Origin of the sequence: Streptomyces sp. NPDC005576 (genome assembly GCF_042871745.1) — a bacterium.
GTDB lineage: Bacteria > Actinomycetota > Actinomycetes > Streptomycetales > Streptomycetaceae > Streptomyces.
The window spans coordinates 13,631-30,437 of the sequence record NZ_JBIAJC010000004.1 but is presented as its reverse complement, the minus strand read 5'-3'; the positions used below and the strand labels follow the sequence as shown (position 1 = coordinate 30,437).

At 72.5% G+C, this 16,807-nt stretch carries 16 protein-coding genes; 9 read left to right on the top strand and 7 right to left on the bottom strand.

All coding sequences use genetic code 11. The annotated features are described in order from the left end of the window. Positions 1–62: 62 nt before the first annotated feature. Positions 63–1,037, top strand: coding sequence for a DeoR/GlpR family DNA-binding transcription regulator (locus ACFYPN_RS08255; protein ID WP_358765532.1), 975 nt, complete (start codon positions 63–65; stop codon positions 1,035–1,037). A 30-nt stretch (positions 1,038–1,067) separates the two neighbouring features. Here ACFYPN_RS08255 and ACFYPN_RS08250 read toward each other — a convergent pair whose 3' ends face one another. Further along, on the bottom strand, positions 1,068–1,640 hold the full coding sequence (locus tag ACFYPN_RS08250) for a TetR/AcrR family transcriptional regulator (protein WP_389297605.1): 573 nt from the start codon (positions 1,638–1,640) through the stop codon (positions 1,068–1,070). Positions 1,641–2,104: 464 nt separating this feature from the next. Then, positions 2,105–3,856, bottom strand: coding sequence for a biotin carboxylase N-terminal domain-containing protein (locus ACFYPN_RS08245; protein WP_358765530.1), 1,752 nt, complete (start codon positions 3,854–3,856; stop codon positions 2,105–2,107). 367 nt (positions 3,857–4,223) lie between these two features. Here ACFYPN_RS08245 and ACFYPN_RS08240 point away from each other — a divergent pair, with 367 nt between their 5' ends. Then, positions 4,224–4,673, top strand: a complete 450-nt coding sequence (locus ACFYPN_RS08240) for a hypothetical protein (RefSeq protein ID WP_389297603.1) — start codon at positions 4,224–4,226, stop codon at positions 4,671–4,673. Here ACFYPN_RS08240 and ACFYPN_RS08235 read toward each other — a convergent pair. The 4 genes from ACFYPN_RS08235 to ACFYPN_RS08220 all read right to left on the bottom strand — a co-directional run bounded on the left by ACFYPN_RS08235 (position 4,654) and on the right by ACFYPN_RS08220 (position 7,504). After that, on the bottom strand, positions 4,654–5,265 hold the full coding sequence (locus ACFYPN_RS08235; protein WP_358765528.1) for a nucleoside triphosphate pyrophosphatase: 612 nt from the start codon (positions 5,263–5,265) through the stop codon (positions 4,654–4,656). The two genes, ACFYPN_RS08240 and ACFYPN_RS08235, sit on opposite strands and share 20 nt — an antisense overlap. 58 nt (positions 5,266–5,323) lie before the next feature. Continuing rightward, a complete protein-coding gene (mmpB, locus tag ACFYPN_RS08230) occupies positions 5,324–5,452 on the bottom strand; it encodes a morphogenic membrane protein MmpB (protein ID WP_358765527.1) in 129 nt (42 codons plus the stop codon). A gap of 104 nt (positions 5,453–5,556) precedes the next feature. After that, positions 5,557–5,763: an acyl-CoA carboxylase epsilon subunit gene (locus ACFYPN_RS08225; RefSeq protein WP_358765540.1), complete on the bottom strand. Its 207-nt coding sequence runs from the start codon at positions 5,761–5,763 to the stop codon at positions 5,557–5,559. Between the two features lie 160 nt (positions 5,764–5,923). Beyond that, a complete protein-coding gene (locus ACFYPN_RS08220; RefSeq protein ID WP_389297343.1) occupies positions 5,924–7,504 on the bottom strand; it encodes an acyl-CoA carboxylase subunit beta in 1,581 nt (526 codons plus the stop codon). A 170-nt stretch (positions 7,505–7,674) separates the two neighbouring features. On the opposite strand from ACFYPN_RS08220, the gene ACFYPN_RS08215 reads away from it, so the two are divergent. From ACFYPN_RS08215 to hutH, 5 genes are all read left to right on the top strand, one after another. Continuing rightward, entirely contained in the window at positions 7,675–8,556 is an 882-nt protein-coding gene (locus ACFYPN_RS08215) for a biotin--[acetyl-CoA-carboxylase] ligase (protein WP_389297341.1), read from the top strand. A 329-nt stretch (positions 8,557–8,885) separates the two neighbouring features. Beyond that, positions 8,886–10,091 (top strand): adenylate/guanylate cyclase domain-containing protein, encoded by a 1,206-nt coding sequence (locus tag ACFYPN_RS08210; RefSeq protein WP_358765523.1) that lies wholly within the window; start codon positions 8,886–8,888, stop codon positions 10,089–10,091. An 80-nt stretch (positions 10,092–10,171) separates the two neighbouring features. Next, positions 10,172–10,987: an enoyl-CoA hydratase/isomerase family protein gene (locus ACFYPN_RS08205; protein ID WP_389297339.1), complete on the top strand. Its 816-nt coding sequence runs from the start codon at positions 10,172–10,174 to the stop codon at positions 10,985–10,987. A 98-nt stretch (positions 10,988–11,085) separates the two neighbouring features. After that, positions 11,086–12,237 carry a GGDEF domain-containing protein gene (locus ACFYPN_RS08200; protein ID WP_358765521.1) on the top strand — a complete coding sequence of 384 codons (1,152 nt, stop codon included), beginning with the start codon at positions 11,086–11,088 and terminating at the stop codon, positions 12,235–12,237. 144 nt (positions 12,238–12,381) lie between these two features. After that, the gene (gene hutH, locus ACFYPN_RS08195) at positions 12,382–13,926 is read left to right on the top strand and encodes a histidine ammonia-lyase (RefSeq protein ID WP_389297601.1); all 1,545 of its coding nucleotides are present in this window, start codon (positions 12,382–12,384) and stop codon (positions 13,924–13,926) included. Between the two features lie 53 nt (positions 13,927–13,979). On the opposite strand, the gene ACFYPN_RS08190 is transcribed toward hutH, so the two are convergent. Further along, complete coding sequence (locus ACFYPN_RS08190; protein ID WP_358765519.1) at positions 13,980–14,288, bottom strand: hypothetical protein; 309 nt, start codon at positions 14,286–14,288, stop codon at positions 13,980–13,982. A 181-nt stretch (positions 14,289–14,469) separates the two neighbouring features. Between ACFYPN_RS08190 and ACFYPN_RS08185 the strand changes: the two genes are divergently transcribed. Both ACFYPN_RS08185 and ACFYPN_RS08180 read left to right on the top strand, forming a co-directional pair. After that, complete coding sequence (locus ACFYPN_RS08185) at positions 14,470–15,024, top strand: hypothetical protein (RefSeq protein WP_389297336.1); 555 nt, start codon at positions 14,470–14,472, stop codon at positions 15,022–15,024. Positions 15,025–15,325: 301 nt separating this feature from the next. Continuing rightward, positions 15,326–16,594, top strand: a complete 1,269-nt coding sequence (locus ACFYPN_RS08180; RefSeq protein WP_358765517.1) for an Ig-like domain-containing protein — start codon at positions 15,326–15,328, stop codon at positions 16,592–16,594. Positions 16,595–16,807: the final 213 nt, after the last annotated feature.

Sequence of the window (16,807 nt, the reverse complement as noted above, 5' to 3'; positions counted from 1 at the left end):
CAACTTCTGCAATTCGGCCCAATACGCTGAAAACGCGCGTGGGTCACGTTACTGTCAGTTCTGTGTTCGCTGCAGAACGTCGTCAATTGATCCTCGAAATGGTGCGGGCCAACGGGGCGGTATCGCTCCGTGAGCTCGCCCGCGTCGTCCAGACCTCCGAAGTGACCGTACGGCGGGACGTGCGGGCGCTGGAGGCAGAAGGACTCCTCGACCGCCGGCACGGCGGTGCGGTCTTGCCGGGCGGTTTTACGCGGGAGTCCGGCTTTCCGCAGAAATCCCATCTCTCGTCCGCGGAGAAGACGGCCATCGCCGACGTGGCGGCCGGCCTGGTCGGTGAGGGCGAAGCCATCGTCGTCGGCGCCGGCACGACCACGCAGGAGCTGGCCCGCCGGCTCGCGAGGGTGCCCGGCCTGACCGTCGTGACCAACTCCCTGCTGGTCGCCCAGGCCCTGGCCCACGCCAACCGCGTGGAGGTCGTGATGACCGGGGGCACCCTGCGCGGAAGCAACTACGCCCTGGTCGGCAGCGGTGCCGAGCAGTCCCTCCAGGGGCTGCGGGTCTCCCGGGCCTTCCTCTCCGGGAGCGGGCTGACCGCCGAGCGCGGGCTCTCCACGTCCAACATGCTCTCGGCCAGCGTCGACCGGGCACTGGTGCAGGCCGCCGCCGAGGTGGTCGTCCTCGCCGACCACACCAAGCTGGGCGCCGACACCATGTTCCAGACGGTGCCGACGGAACTCGTCACCCGGCTGGTCACGGACGAACCCCCGTTGCACGACGAGCGGGCCGCCGCAGAGATCCAGGCCCTGGCCGACCAAGGCGTGGAGATCACCCTCGCGGGCGGTGACGCCGACTCCGGCGCCTGTGGCCCGTCCGCATCGGAGGGTGTGCCGCCCGGCGGCAGACAGCGGCGCGAGATGCCGCTGCCGGGGCAGCGCCGTACGCAGAACGGCGGCCTCGGGCAGCAGTTGCGGAGCGCTGCGGTCATGGCCGACGCAGGGCCCGACCGCGCCCGGGTGGCGGACCTGCGCCGCCGCTGAGGAGCACCACCGCTCTGCGTGGGACAGCCCTCAGGCGCTGCCCGGCGCCGTGTCCGCCCTGCCCTTGAGCCCTTGCAGCGTCAGCAGGAGCAGCCGGTCGGGCAGTTCCGGGTCCTCCGGGTTCTGCTCCGCCGCCAGCGCGATGGCGTTCGTCAGCTGCATCAGATCTCCGATCGACACGTCCGTCCGCACCGAACCGCTCCGCTGCGCCCGGGCCAGCAGGCGGGCCCCCGCCTCGCGCAGCGGTACATGGCAGGGCGCCAGGGCCGAGGTGTCGTCCCGCGAGGCCGACAGCAGTGCCTGCGCCAGTCCCCGGTACTCGCCCGCGTGCCGGACGATCGCGCCGAGCCACTCCACCAGGGCCCGGCACGGCTGTTCGGCCCGCGCCAGAGCGTACGAGTGGGCGATCAGGTCCGCCAGGGCGTCCTGGAAGACCGCGTTCATCAGCGCGTGCCGGGTGGGGAAGTGCCGGTAGAGCGTGCCGATCCCGACCTCCGCGCGCCGCGCGAGATCCTCCAGCGAGGCGTCGGTGCCCTGTTCGGCGAAGAGGGTACGGGCCTCACCGACCAGCCGGTCGCGGTTGCGGCGGGCGTCCGCCCGCATCGGCCGCCCGGGTACGGGCGCCGAAGGGCCGCCGTCCGGCCGGTCGGGGTCGGGCCGGACGGGGTCCGGACGCGGACCGGCCGCGCTCGGTGCGGGTGCCGTGCTCGGGGTCGTACGGGGCGGCGTCACGCTGGCCATGGTGGGGTCGTCCTCCCGGGTCTCCTCGGCTCCAGGATGCCACCGCGCTCCGCCGCACCCGCCCCCGGACCGTCCCGGAACCGCCCCTGACCGCTCGGCGACCGTTCCGACGAACGCTCCGGCGACCGTCGTGATGGCCGTTTCCGCGCGGGGATGGCGCACCCCGTACGCGGACAGGCCCCGCCCGGTGCGTACGCGGTGGGCGTACGGGCCGGGTGGGGCCTGTCGGTTTCCGGAAGCCTTCCGGGAGGTGCCGGACCGCTTCCGCAAGGACTCCCGGGGCGCTTCCGGGAGGTGCCGGGGCGGTCCGGGCGCCGGTGGTGCCGTCAGTCCTTGATCTCGCAGATCGCGGCACCGGAGGAGAGCGAACCGCCGACCTCGGCGGCCAGGCCCTTGATCGTGCCGGAGCGGTGCGCGTTGAGGGGCTGCTCCATCTTCATGGCCTCCAGGACGACGATGAGGTCGCCCTCCTTCACCTCCTGGCCCTCTTCCACGGCCACCTTGACGATGGTGCCCTGCATGGGGGAGGCGAGGGTGTCGCCCGAGGCGGCGGAGCCTGCCTTCTTCGCCGCGCGGCGCTTCGGCTTCGCACCGGCCGCCAGGCCCGTACGGGCGAGGCTCATGCCGAGGGACGAGGGGAGCGAGACCTCCAGGCGCCGGCCGCCGACCTCGACGACGACGATCTCCCGGTTGCCCTCGTCCTCGTCCGCCTCGGCGGGAGAGGTGAAGGGCTTGATCTCGTTGACGAACTCGGTCTCGATCCAGCGGGTGTGGATGCGGAACGGGTTCGAGGTGAACGCCGGGTCCACCACGACCGCGCGGTGGAACGGGATGGCCGTCGCCATGCCCTCCACGGTGAACTCGCCGAGCGCGCGGGCGGCGCGCTGGAGCGCCTGCTCACGGGTGGCACCGGTGACGATCAGCTTGGCCAGGAGCGAGTCCCAGGCGGGGCCGATGACGCTGCCGGACTCGACACCCGCGTCGAGCCGGACACCGGGGCCGGTCGGGGCGTCGAAGGTGGTGACGGTGCCCGGGGCGGGCAGGAAGCCACGGCCCGGGTCCTCGCCGTTGATGCGGAACTCGAAGGAGTGACCGCGCACGGCCGGGTCGCCGTACCCCAGCTCCTCGCCGTCGGCGATCCGGAACATCTCGCGGACCAGGTCGAGGCCGGTGACCTCCTCGGTGACCGGGTGCTCCACCTGGAGGCGGGTGTTGACCTCCAGGAAGGAGATCGTGCCGTCGGTGCCGACGAGGAACTCGACCGTGCCGGCGCCGACGTAGCCGGCCTCCTTCAGGATCGCCTTCGACGCGGCGTACAGCTGGGCGTTCTGCTCCTCGGAGAGGAAGGGGGCCGGGGCCTCCTCGACCAGCTTCTGGTGGCGGCGCTGGAGCGAGCAGTCGCGGGTGGAGACGACGACGACGTTGCCGTGCTGGTCGGCGAGGCACTGGGTCTCGACGTGGCGCGGCTTGTCGAGGTAGCGCTCGACGAAGCACTCGCCCCGGCCGAACGCCGCGACCGCCTCGCGGACGGCCGAGTCGTACAGCTCGGGGACCTCTTCGAGGGTGCGGGCGACCTTCAGGCCACGCCCGCCGCCGCCGAAGGCGGCCTTGATGGCGATGGGCAGGCCGTGCTCCCGCGCGAACGCCACGACCTCGTCGGAGCCGGAGACCGGGTCCGGGGTGCCGGCGACGAGCGGGGCACCGGCGCGCTGCGCGATGTGCCGGGCGGCGACCTTGTCACCGAGGTCGCGGATCGCCTGCGGCGGCGGGCCGATCCAGGTCAGTCCGGCGTCCAGCACCGCCTGGGCGAACTCCGCGTTCTCGGACAGGAATCCGTACCCCGGGTGGATGGCGTCGGCGCCCGAGTCGGCGGCGGCGCGCAGCACCTTGGCGATGTCCAGATAGCTGGACGCCGGGGTGTCACCGCCCAGCGCGAACGCCTCGTCGGCGGCGCGGACGTGCAGAGCGTCCCGGTCCGGATCGGCGTAGACGGCGACGCTGGCGATCCCGGCGTCCCGGCAGGCCCGAGCGACGCGGACAGCGATTTCGCCACGGTTGGCGATGAGCACCTTGCGCACGATGACTCCCTCCTAGGAACAAGCTGAGTTTAGGGACTACCAACACGGCCGTACGACCCGTCCCCATGGGTGAGCTTGCCCGCACGGAGCGTGATTTCAAGGCTTCCGGAGTCGCAAAATCCCTTGTCGGACCACGGTACGCCGCGATCCTCAACCGCACAGTAGCCACGAGGTGTGGTCCAGGTCTCTGTCCGTAGGCGCAACGACCGGTGGCTTTTCTTTGTCGGGTCCCCACGAACGGGTGATGAATTCCCTTGCCGCACGGCCGAACCCCGCCGGACGTGTGAGAGCTCTTGTCCTGATGATTACCGGTTAGTAGGGTCCGCGGTGTCGGTTGTAACTATGGGTAACAGGGGGTGGCGCCGTGGTGCGCAGACCGGTGGCCGTCCTGGCCGCGCTCGTTCTCCTCGCGGAGGCCGTCGGCGTGGCGATCGTCAACACGGTCCTCGCGACGGTGGCGGAGAATCAGAACATGTCCCTGGCGGGCCTGGAGCCCGGCGCCATGAGCGCCGGCGCCTGGGTGATGGGCGGCGTCTCGGCGGCCCTGCTGGTGATCGTCGCGCTGATCGCGCTGACCGCCGCCGTGCGCGACCGCGCCCCGGGCCGGGTGGGCCGCATCGCGCTCATCGTCACCGCCGTCGCGCACGGGGTGCTGGGCGCCCTGGCGGTGGGCCTGGTCGGCTGGTACGCCTTCGCCTGCCTGATGGTCGCGCTGGCGCTGCTCGTCGGCACCCTGATCGGGTACGGCCCCGGGCGCCGGGCGACCGAGACCGGAGGAACCCCGGCGCCGCCGGTGATCAGTCCCACAACTCCGTGACCGAGACGCCCAGTTCTCCGAGGAGTCGGCGCAGCAGCGGCAACGACAGCCCGATCACGTTGGAGTGGTCGCCCTCGATGGAGTCGACGAACGGGCCCGAGAGGCCGTCCAGGGTGAACGCCCCCGCGACATGGAGCGGTTCGCCCGTGGCGACGTAGGCGGCGATCTCGGCGTCGGTGGGATCGCCGAAGCGGACGACCGTGGACGCGGTCGCGGACGCCGTGCGCCCGCTCGCCGTGTCGATCACGCTGTGCCCGGTCCGCAGTACTCCCGCGCGGCTCCGCATCGCCTGCCAGCGGGCGGTGGCCTCCTCGGCGTCGGCGGGCTTGCCCAGTGCCTCCCCGTCCAGGTCGAGCACCGAATCGCACCCCACCACCAGGGCGCCGGCCGCCTCCGGGAGCGCCGCCACGGCAGTGGCCTTCGCCCGCGCCAGGACGAGCGCCAGCTCTCCGGGGGTCGGTGCCGAGAGTGCGTCCTCGTCCACCCCGCTGACGATCTTGTCGGGGGCGAAGCCCGCCTGCCGCAACAGGCCGAGACGGGCGGGGGAGGCGGAGGCGAGCACGAGCCGGCGCTGAGCAGTCATGCGAGCCATCGTAGGACCCGGGCGCGGAAGAGCAGGGCCGGGAGCGGGGTGCGTACGGACCGCGGCCTCAGCGCAGCCCGACGACGAACATCGCGATCACCATGGCCAGCGCCAGGAGGAACCCCGCGCGCCGCAGCATCTCCTGGGCGTCGCGCAGTTCCTTCGGCGGGCGGTTGTCGGGGTCGGACCACAGCATGCTTCCGATCCTGCTCCGCCCGCCGCCCTTCTGCCTGAGTACGGGTACTCAACCACCCGTCCGCCCCGGTCCGGTCACCCTCGGCGACCGGGTGTCCGCGCCGCTCAGACGGGCCAGTAGGTGCGGGCCCATGCCGTCGGCCCCGGCAGGGCCCGCGCGGCGCGGGCGATCCGCGCCGGGTCGGACCACTGCGCGGGCGGCGGGGTTCCGGTGTCCGGTACCACCGCCGCCGAAGCGGCGCGCGCCCGGACCACCGCCAGAGCGGCGGCGAGTTCCTCTGGGGTCGGGTTGCCCCGTACGACCCTGATCATGGCGGGCTCCAATCCGTCCTCGTACGTCTGCACGCTCGTGTCCCTGTCCAGTACCGTGCCCGGCAAGCTCTGCCCCGTCGCGGTGGTCGGCACGCGCACTCGCTGCGTTGGCACGCACCGACCACCGCTCCTCATGGGGCAAACATTGCCGGGCGCGGCACTAGAGCGGGATGTTGCCGTGCTTCTTCGGCGGCAGGGACTCGCGCTTGGTGCGCAGCTGCCGGAGCGCCCTCACGACGTGCTTGCGGGTGTCGGAGGGCATGATCACCGCGTCGACGTAACCGCGCTCGGCCGCGACGTACGGGTTGAGCAGTGCGTCCTCGTACTCCGCCATCAGCTGCGCGCGGGTCGCCTCGGGGTCCTCGGCGGCGGCGATCGTACGGCGGTGCAGGATGTTGACCGCGCCCTGCGCGCCCATGACGGCGATCTGGGCGGTCGGCCAGGCGAGGTTGACGTCGGCGCCCAGGTGCTTGGAGCCCATGACGTCGTACGCCCCGCCGAACGCCTTGCGGGTGATGACCGTGATCAGCGGGACGGTCGCCTCCGCGTACGCGTAGATCAGCTTGGCGCCCCGGCGGATGATGCCGCCGTACTCCTGGTCCACGCCCGGCAGGAAGCCCGGCACGTCCACGAAGGTCAGCACCGGCACGTTGAACGCGTCACAGGTGCGGACGAAACGCGCGGCCTTCTCGCTGGCGTCGATGTCCAGGCAACCGGCGAACTGCATCGGCTGGTTGGCGACGATCCCGACCGGACGGCCCTCCACGCGGCCGAAGCCCGTGATGATGTTCGGCGCGAACAGCGCCTGGGTCTCCAGGAATTCGGCGTCGTCCAGCACGTGCTCGATGGCGGTGTGCATGTCGTACGGCTGGTTCGCCGAGTCCGGGATCAGCGTGTCGAGCTCGCGGTCCTCGTCGGTCGTCTCCAGGTCGGCCTCCTCCGGGAAGGCCGGCGGCTCCGAGAGGTTGTTCGAAGGAAGGTACGACAGAAGGGACTTGACGTACTCGATGGCGTCCTTCTCGTCGCCCGCGAGGTGGTGTGCCACACCGGAGGTGGTGTTGTGGGTGCGCGCCCCGCCCAGCTCCTCGAAGCCGACGTCCTCGCCGGTGACCGTCTTGATGACGTCGGGCCCCGTGATGAACATGTGCGAGGTCTGGTCGACCATGACCGTGAAGTCGGTGATCGCGGGGGAGTAGACCGCGCCGCCCGCACAGGGGCCGACGATCAGCGAGATCTGCGGCACCACCCCGGAGGCGTGCACATTGCGCCGGAAGATCTCGGCGAACAGCCCGAGCGCGGCCACTCCTTCCTGGATGCGGGCGCCTCCGCCGTCGTTGATGCCGATGACCGGGCAGCCGGTCTTCAGCGCGAAGTCCATGACCTTGACGATCTTCTCGCCGTATACCTCGCCCAGCGAACCGCCGAAGATCGTGAAGTCCTGGGAGTACACGCACACCGGACGGCCGTCGACCGTGCCGTACCCGGTCACCACCCCGTCCCCGTACGGGCGGTTCTTCTCGATCCCGAAGTTGGTGGAGCGGTGACGGGCGAACTCGTCCAACTCCACGAAGGAACCCTCGTCGAGGAGCAGGTCCACCCGCTCCCGCGCGGTGAGTTTGCCCTTCGCGTGCTGCTTCTCGACCGCGCGCTCGGAACCCGCGTGCGTGGCTTCGTCGATACGGCGCTGCAGGTCCGCGATCTTGCCCGCGGTGGTGTGGATCTCGCTCTGCGGCTCGGACATCGGGTGGCGGCTCCCTGCCTGGTCACGGTCCATGACGGGGGCTCGGTCCGCGGAGACGGGCCCGGCACGCACCCACGGAAGCCCTCGTTCCTGTACAGCTACTGCTTCGTAGCGTATCGGCGGGCCCACGGATCGGCAGTGCGTCCTTTGCCACACCTAGGGTGGCTTGCATGACACCACCGGATGCGCAGTCGAACCGCTGGTCGGACCTGGACCGGCCGCCCCTGAACACCGCCGCGCTCCGCCGCGGACTGCTGCGTCCGGGCGCGCTGTGGACCTCGCTCGACGTGGTGGAGGAGACAGGCTCCACCAACACGGACCTCGCGGCCCGAGTCGCCGGAGCCGCCTCGGGGAACCCGCTCGCCGAGGGGGCGGTGCTCGTCGCCGAGGTGCAGAACGCCGGTCGCGGCCGACTCGACCGGGTGTGGACCGCGCCGCCGCGCTCCGGGCTCTTCCTCTCCGTGTACCTCGCGCCCACCGAGGTACCCGTGGAGCGCTGGGGGTGGCTGCCGCTGCTCACCGGGGTCGCCGCCGCGACGGGACTGGCCCGGGCCGCCGGGGTGGACATGGCGCTGAAGTGGCCCAACGACCTGCTGGTGAGCGTGGACGGCGCCGAGCGCAAGACCGGCGGCATCCTCGCCGAACGCGCCGGGGACGGCGTCGTCGTCGGCCTCGGCATCAACGTCTCGCTCCGCGCCGGCGAACTCCCCGCCCCCACCGCCGGGTCCCTCGCCCTCGCCGGAGCCGTCTCGCTCGACCGCGAGACCCTGCTGCGGGGCGTCCTGCGCTCGCTGGAGCACTGGTACGGCGAGTGGCGGGCGGCAGGCGGCGACGCGGCCCGCAGCGGGCTCCAGGCGGCGTACGCGGCCGGCTGCGCCACGCTCGACCGGAGCGTACGGGCCGAGCTGCCGGGCGACCGCTCGGTGGTCGGACAGGCCGTCGCGGTCGACGGCGACGGCCGGCTGATCCTCGCCACCGACGACGGGCTCCAGCAGCCGGTGTCGGCGGGCGACATCGTGCATCTGCGCGGCGCCGCGGGCGGGCTGGTCTGACGGCGGGAGGGGCCGGCGGGTGGTTCCGCCTGCGGTCGGCAGTCCTTCCGCGATCGGTTCGTGGTCGCTCCGTGGTCGCTTTGTGGTCGGTTCGTGTGAATGTTCCAGCAGTGGGCAGGTGTGCGCGGGGCGGCGTACGGAGAGTGAACACGCGCCGCCCCGACGGGTGAACGCGGTGCGCGCCGGAGTGCGAAAGCGTGAGTCGTCACGTCCGACGCACCCGGACCGCGCCGACGACGACGTGAGCCAGGGCACACCTGCCGTATCGTTGAGGCGATCCAGCGACAGATCGGCAGGGCAGTGCGCAGGGAACGGGCAGGAGGCGGCTGGTGACCGTCGGTGACACGGGTTCGGGCGCGGGCGCGAGGCCCTCGTCGGACCCCTCGGTCCATGCCACGCCCCATCACGAGGTCGATCACACGGCCGAACCGACCGACGATCCGCTGGCGATCCGGCTGGAACAGCTGATCCTCGGCGCCGAGCGCCAGTACACCCCCTTCCAGGCGGCCCGTACGGCCGGCGTCTCCATGGACCTCGCCTCGCGCTTCTGGCGGGCCATGGGCTTCGCCGACATCGGGCAGGCCAAGGCGCTCACCGAAGCCGACGTGCTGGCGCTGCGCCGCCTCGCCGGCCTGGTCGAGGCCGGCCTGCTCAGCGAGCCGATGGCCATCCAGGTGGCCCGCTCCACCGGCCAGACCACCGCCCGCCTCGCCGAATGGCAGATCGACTCCTTCCTGGAGGGCCTCACCGAGCCCCCGGAGCCCGGGATGACCCGGACCGAGGTCACCTACCCCCTGGTCGAACTGCTGCTGCCGGAGCTCCAGGAGTTCCTCGTCTACGTGTGGCGCCGCCAGCTGGCGGCCTCCACCGGGCGGGTCGTACAGGCGCAGGACGACGAGGAGATGGTCGACCGGCGGCTCGCGGTGGGCTTCGCGGACCTGGTCGGGTTCACCCGGCTCACCCGGCGGCTGGAGGAGGAGGAGCTCGGCGAGCTGGTCGAGGCCTTCGAGACGACCGCCGCCGACCTGGTGGCCGCGCACGGCGGCCGACTGGTGAAGACCCTCGGTGACGAAGTGCTCTTCGCCGCCGACGACGCGGGTACGGCCGCCGAGATCGCGCTCCGGCTCATCGAGGCGATGTCCGCCGACGCCACCATGCCCGCCCTGCGTGTGGGCATCGCCTTCGGCACCGTCACCACCCGGATGGGCGATGTCTTCGGCACGACGGTGAACCTGGCCAGCCGGCTCACGTCGATAGCTCCGAAGGACGCCGTCCTGGTGGACGGGGCGTTCGCCGAGGAGCTGATCCGTACGGGCGACTCCCCCGAGTCCGAGGCCCGGGCTGCCGAGGAGGCCGCCGCCGCGGCCGAGCGGGCCCGGCTCGCCGAGAAGGAGGGGCGGAAGCCCGCCGACGAGCCCGCACCGCCCGCCTACCGCTTCCAGCTCCAGCCCATGTGGCAGCGGCCGGTCCGCGGACTCGGCGTGGTCGAACCGTGGATGCTCACCCGGCGCGGCCCGCGCGCGGGCGGTCGCTGAGCCGACTCCGGGTTTCCCGCAACACAGCGCTGGACAGCCCTTAAGCTCCCCCGGAACGTCACCACCGGAGGGATGGAACCATGAGTGTCACGTCCGAGCAGCGGTTCGGGGAGTTCGTCGTCGTACGGCACCACACGGAGCCCGCGCACGTCGCGGAGCTGGTGCTCGACCGCCCGAAGGCCATGAACGCGGTCTCCTCCGAACTGGGCCGGTCCATCGCCGCCGCCTGCGAGGCGCTCGGCGCGGACCCGGACGTACGGGTCACCGTCCTCGCCTCCAGCCACCCGCGCGCCTTCTGCGTGGGCGCGGACCTCAAGGAGCGGAACTCCTACACCGACGCCGACATGGGCCGGCAGCGGCCCGTCTCGCGCGCCGCGTACGGCGGGGTGCTGGAGCTGCCCATGCCGACCGTGGCCGCCGTGCACGGCTACGCCCTCGGCGGCGGTTTCGAGCTGGCGCTCTCCTGCGACGTGATCGTGGCCGACCGCACCGCCGTGGTGGGGCTGCCCGAGGTGTCGGTCGGAGTGATCCCGGGCGGCGGCGGTACCCAGCTGCTGCCCCGCCGGGTCGGCGCGGCCCGGGCGGCCGAGCTGATCTTCACCGCGCGCCGGGTGGAGGCGGTGGAGGCCCACGCCCTGGGGCTGGTGGACGAGCTGGTGGAGGAGGGTACGGACCGGGACGCCGCACTGGCGCTCGCCGGCCGGATCGCGGCCAACTCCCCGGTCGGCCTGCGGGCCGCGAAGCGGGCGCTCCGGCTCGGCCACGGGCTGGACCTGCGGACGGGGCTGGAGGTGGAGGACGCGGCCTGGCGGACGGTGGCCTTCTCCGGCGACCGGGCGGAGGGCGTCGCCGCGTTCAACGAGAAGCGGAAGCCGCGGTGGCCCGGCCTGGGGTGACCCGAGGTGACGGGGGAGCCGGGGGAGCCCGCGAGCCGTCGTCCCTGCTCGGACTCGCCGCGCGATCACACCAGCCGATACGTACATAAGCTGGTGAGATGGGTGGTGACGATGTGCGACTGCGGGCGGTGGTTTCGCTGGCGCAGACGATGGCGGCGGCCTACACCGCGAAGGAGTCGTGGCGGGCCGCGGCGGTGGGCGCCTGCGACGCGCTGGGCGGCTCCTTCGCCGCGCTCTCCGTGTGGGAGCGCGACCGGGGCAGGCTCAGGGTCCTGGTGAACGCCGGGGAGCGGGCCGAGGGGGAGGAGGAGTTCCCCGAGGAGGAGGCCTACCCCGTCCACCAGTTCCCGGAGATCACCGAGTTCCTGCACGAGCGCTGGGCGGGCGGCGGTGAACCCGACGCCTGGGTGGAGACCGTGCAGGGGCGGCCCACCGGTGCGCCGGCCCGGGGCGCCCGCCCGTTCTGCCACCAGCGGGTCGCCGCGCTCCAGCGGCGTGGCCGGGGGTGCTGCGTGGTGGCGCCGATCGTGCTGCACGGCCGGGCCTGGGGCGAGCTGTACGTGGCCCGCCCGGCGGGGGCACCCGTCTTCGACCGGGACGACGCCGACTTCGCGACGGTGCTCGCCGCCGTGGTCGCGGCGGGCATCGCGCAGACCGAGCGGCTGGAGGAGGTGCGCAAGCTCGCCTTCACCGACCCGCTGACCGGCCTCGCCAACCGCAGGGCCGTGGACATCCGGCTGGACGAGGCGGTGGAGCTGCACCGGGCCGAGGACGCCGTGGTCAGCCTCGTGGTCTGCGACCTGAACGGGCTCAAATCGGTCAACGACACCCTCGGCCACGCCGTCGGCGACCGCCTGCTGGAACGTTTCGGCTCCGTGCTCTCGCTGTGCGGGGCCATACTGCCGGGCGCGCTCGCCGCCCGGCTCGGCGGTGACGAGTTCTGCCTGATCTCGGTGGGCCCCGGGGCGGACGAGGTGGTCCGGGTCGCCACCGAACTCTGCGAGCGCGCCGCCGCGCTGGAGCTGGGCGACGGAGTGGCCTGCGGGGTCGCCTCGACCGGCGACCCGATCGGGCCGGTGCGCTCGGCGCGGCGCCTCTTCCGGCTCGCGGACGCCGCGCAGTACCGCGCGAAGGCCGGTCGCGCGGTGGGCCCGGTGGTGGCCGGGCGGGACGGCGAGGTGATGCGGCTGGCCGACTCACCGCCGACCCCGGCCCACGACCGCCGCAGGCTCCGGGGCAACCGACCCTGAGGACCCGGGCGGGGCGGTAAGGGGCCCTGCCCGTGGGCACCGATGACCCGCGGATGACGCGCCCCTGTCCCGCCCGGTACCTCGACCGGTGTCCCGACCCTGGTGACATGGCCAGTTTCAGTACGTAGGGTTCTGAATATGGATATGCACACTGTCGTGCTGGGAACCTCCGGCACCACCGCCGAGGACGTCCTGGCCGTGGCCCGCGAGGGCGCGCGCGTGGTCCTGTCCCCGGAAGCCCTGGACGCCCTCGCCGCCGCCCGCAGGACCGTCGACGCGCTCGCCGCCCGGCCCGAACCCGTCTACGGCGTCTCCACCGGTTTCGGCGCCCTCGCCACCCGCCACATCAGCCCGGAGCTCCGCGGACGCCTCCAGCGCAACATCGTCCGCTCGCACGCCGCAGGCATGGGCCCGCACGTGGAGCGGGAGGTGGTGCGCGCCCTGATGTTCCTCCGGCTCAAGACGGTGGCCTCCGGCCACACCGGCGTACGCCCCGAGGTCGCGCAGACCATGGCCGACCTCCTCAACGCCGGCATCACCCCGGTCGTCCACGAGTTCGGCTCGCTCGGCTGCTCCGGCGACCTGGCCCCGCTGTCGCACTGTGCCCTCGCGCTGATGGGCGAGGGGGAGGCAGAGGGACCGGACGGAACCGTGCGCCCCGCCGCCGAACTGCTCGCCGAGCACGGCATCACCCCGGTCGAACTGCGCGAGAAGGAGGGCCTCGCCCTCCTCAACGGCACCGACGGCATGCTCGGCATGCTGGTGATGGCCCTCGCCGACCTGCGCGCCCTCTACACCGGCGCCGACATCACCGCCGCGCTCTCCCTGGAGGCGCTGCTGGGCACCGAGAAGGTCCTCGCCCCCGAGCTGCACGCCATCCGCCCGCACCCCGGGCAGGGCGTCAGCGCCGCCAACATGCTGCGGGTGCTGGAGGGGTCCGGCCTCACCGGCCACCACCAGGACGACGCGCCGCGGGTCCAGGACGCCTACTCGGTACGCTGCGCGCCCCAGGTCAACGGGGCGGGCCGGGACACCCTGGCGTACGCGGCCACGGTCGCCGACCGGGAGCTCGCCGCAGCCGTCGACAACCCGGTGGTGCTGCCGGACGGCCGGGTGGAGTCCAACGGCAACTTCCACGGCGCCCCGGTCGCGTACGTCCTCGACTTCCTGGCGATCGTCGCCGCCGACCTGGGCTCCATCTGCGAACGCCGTACCGACCGGCTGCTGGACAAGAACCGCTCGCACGGGCTGCCGCCGTTCCTCGCCGACGACGCCGGGGTCGACTCCGGTCTCATGATCGCGCAGTACACCCAGGCCGCCCTGGTCAGCGAGATGAAGCGGCTGGCCGTGCCCGCGTCCGCCGACTCGATCCCCTCCTCGGCGATGCAGGAGGACCACGTCTCGATGGGCTGGTCGGCCGCGCGGAAGCTCCGTACCGCCGTGGACAACCTCACCCGGATCGTCGCGGTCGAGCTGTACGCGGCGGCACGCGGTGTCGAACTGCGCGCCGCCGGAGGACTGTTCCCCGCGCCCGCCTCCCGCGCCGCAGTGGAGGCGCTGCGCGAGGCGGGCGCCGAGGGGCCGGGGCCGGACCGTTTCCTCGCCCCGGACCTGGCCGCCGCGGACGCGTTCGTCCGGAGCGGCGGGCTGGTCCGGGCCGTCGAGCGGGTCACCGGACCGCTGGGCTGACGCACCCGGCCCGCCGGCTCCGCAGAGGGGGCGGGCGGGCCGGGCGGTGGCTGTCAGGCGGGCGAGGAGGTCCTGCGGTCCGAGCGGGCGACGTATCCCGCGCCCAGACCCAGCAGGACGGTGCCGCCGATCAAGTACGGCGTGGTGCCCGCGCCGGAGCCGTTGCCCCCCTGGGCGAACGACCGGCTCGACGAGCCGTACGACTCGTTCTCACGCTGCACCGGGGTGGTGGCGGCGGTTCTCGCCGCCGCGGTGTGCGAGGACGTGTCGTGCGTGTTCTTCGCCGACGGTACAAAGCAGAGCGCGCCGAGCACGATGCCCGCGGCGGAGACGGTCAGCAGTGTGCGACGAGTGATGGTCACAGATTCGATCCCCTGACGACGACCTTGAGTTGACCCCCGTGGGCCGATGGTACGACCTTCATCAAGGAGCACCGCGCCGCCCCGGCGCGTCCGGCCCTCTGCCGCGCGCACCGCCCCGTGGGCGCACCGTCCGCAGCGGGTCGCCGGAGCGCGCGACAGCCGGAGCCCTACGCTCCGGCCCATGAGCACATCGGAGAACGCCGCAGAGCACACCGAGAGCACCGAGAGCACCGAGAGCACGGAGAGTAACGAGCACACCGAGAACATGGCACGGGGCCTGGCACGGGACACCCGGGAGGCGGCGGAGGAGGGCGCGCCGCAGCCCGCGTTCATCCGCCTCCAGGTGGAGCTGGTCGTGGAGATCACCGACCTGGAAGCGTTGACGGGCACTGCCCTGGAATCGGTCGCCGCCGAGTACGAGGACGCCCTCCCCGACCCCGACGACCACGGGACGGAACAGGAACGCAGGCATGCCGAGGCCCTGGTCCGGGCAGATGCCGCAGAGGCACTCGCTTCGCTGATCGACCCGTTCGACCTGGTCGGCGCCGTGCCGGGCGTCGAGCTCGTGCAGGCATCGTGGAGCAGTGAGGCCGTCGAGCACGATCCCGACGCCGATGACGACGACGAGTACGACGCGTACGCGTACGAATCCGATAACGACGACGACGCCGACGACGACGAGGAAGGCGGGGCCAGTGACGACAGCGGGGCCGCCGGGGCCGCCGGGAGGAAGTAGCCCGCGGGCCGAGCCGAGGAGGCGGAGGCGGGAAGCGAAGACCGCGCGGACGGCCGTGCGCGGCGACCGGTCCGACCCGTGAGGGCACCCGGTCCGGGCCGCCCGACGGCCCGGACCGGACCCGCGCCGGGCCGGTCGCACGGAGGCGGGAACCAAAGGCCGCCGTGGACGCGTCGATGAGTGGTGTTCCCCACATCCCCCGCGGATGTGGAACGGATCGCCACCGACCGGGGTTCTGGAACATTGACGGGAATCCGCATCTGGCGGGCGCCGTTACGGGGATTTTGGGGAATTGGCAACGATGGAGAAGCGTGTGATCACGGACAGCAAGCGGCGCAGGGGCCTCATGGCCGCGTCCGCACTGCTCGGCGGCGTGCTGGTGCTCTCGGCGTGCAGCGGCGGCGACGATTCGAGCCCCTCGAGTGCCGGCAGTTCTCAGAAGTCCCAGGCCCAGGTCGACGAGGCCGCGGCCCAGGACGTGTCCGAGGCCCAGATATCGATCGAGCCGAAGAACGGCTCCACCAACGCCAGCATCAACAACGCGGCCAAGGTCACCGTCGCCAAGGGGACGCTGACCACCGTCGCCATGACGACCGCCGACGGCGACTCCGTGGAGGGCAAGCTCGCCGCGGACGGGAAGAGCTGGAAGCCCGCCGCGCAGCTGGAGCGCTCGACCACCTACAAGGTCAACGCGTCGGCGAAGGACTCCAAGGGCCGCGTGGCGCACGAGAACGGCTCCTTCACGACCGTCTCGCCCGACAACAGCTTCATCGGGAACTTCACCCCCGAGGACGGCTCCACCGTCGGCGTCGGCATGCCGGTCTCGATCAACTTCAACAAGGCGATCACCGACAAGGCGGCCGTCCAGGCCGGCATCACCGTCACGTCGAGCAGCGGCCAGGAAGTCGTCGGCCACTGGTTCAACTCGCAGCGTCTGGACCTCCGCCCCCAGGACTACTGGACGGGCGGCTCCACCGTCACGCTGAAGCTCGCGCTGGACGGTGTCGAGGGCGCCGACGGCGTCTTCGGCGTGCAGCAGAAGACGGTCACCTTCAAGGTGGGCCGCAACCAGGTCTCCACCGTCGACGCGGCCGCGCACACCATGACGGTCACCCAGGACGGGAAGACGATCAAGACGATCCCGATCTCCGCCGGTTCCCCCGACAACCCCACGTACAACGGCCAGATGGTGATCTCCGAGAAGTACAAGGAGACCCGCATGGACGGCGCCACGGTCGGCTTCACCGACGACGACGGCAAGGGTGAGTACGACATCAAGGACGTCCCGCACGCCATGCGCCTGTCCAGCTCCGGCACCTTCGTGCACGGCAACTACTGGGGCAGCTCCAGCATCTTCGGCTCGGCCAACACCAGCCACGGCTGCGTCGGTCTCCAGGACGTCAAGGGCGCCGGCGACGCCGACCAGCCCGCCGCGTGGTTCTACAACCACTCGCTCGTCGGCGACGTGGTCGTCGTGAAGAACTCCCCGGACAAGACCATCGCCCCGGACAACGGTCTCAACGGCTGGAACATGAGCTGGGCCCAGTGGACGGCCGACTCGGCCGCCTGATCCCCGCCACTCCCCGCATCCCCACGAGGGCGGTGGCACCCCGGTCCGCACGGACCGCCGGTGCCACCGCCCTCGGGCGTGGGGGGGGGCCCGGGGCCGCCCCGGGGGCCCCCCCCCCCCCCCCCCCCGGGGGACTCGCCCCCCCCCGGGGGGCGATAAACACCCAAACCCCCCGGCCCAAGGGAGGGGGGGGGGTGTTAACCACAAACCCGG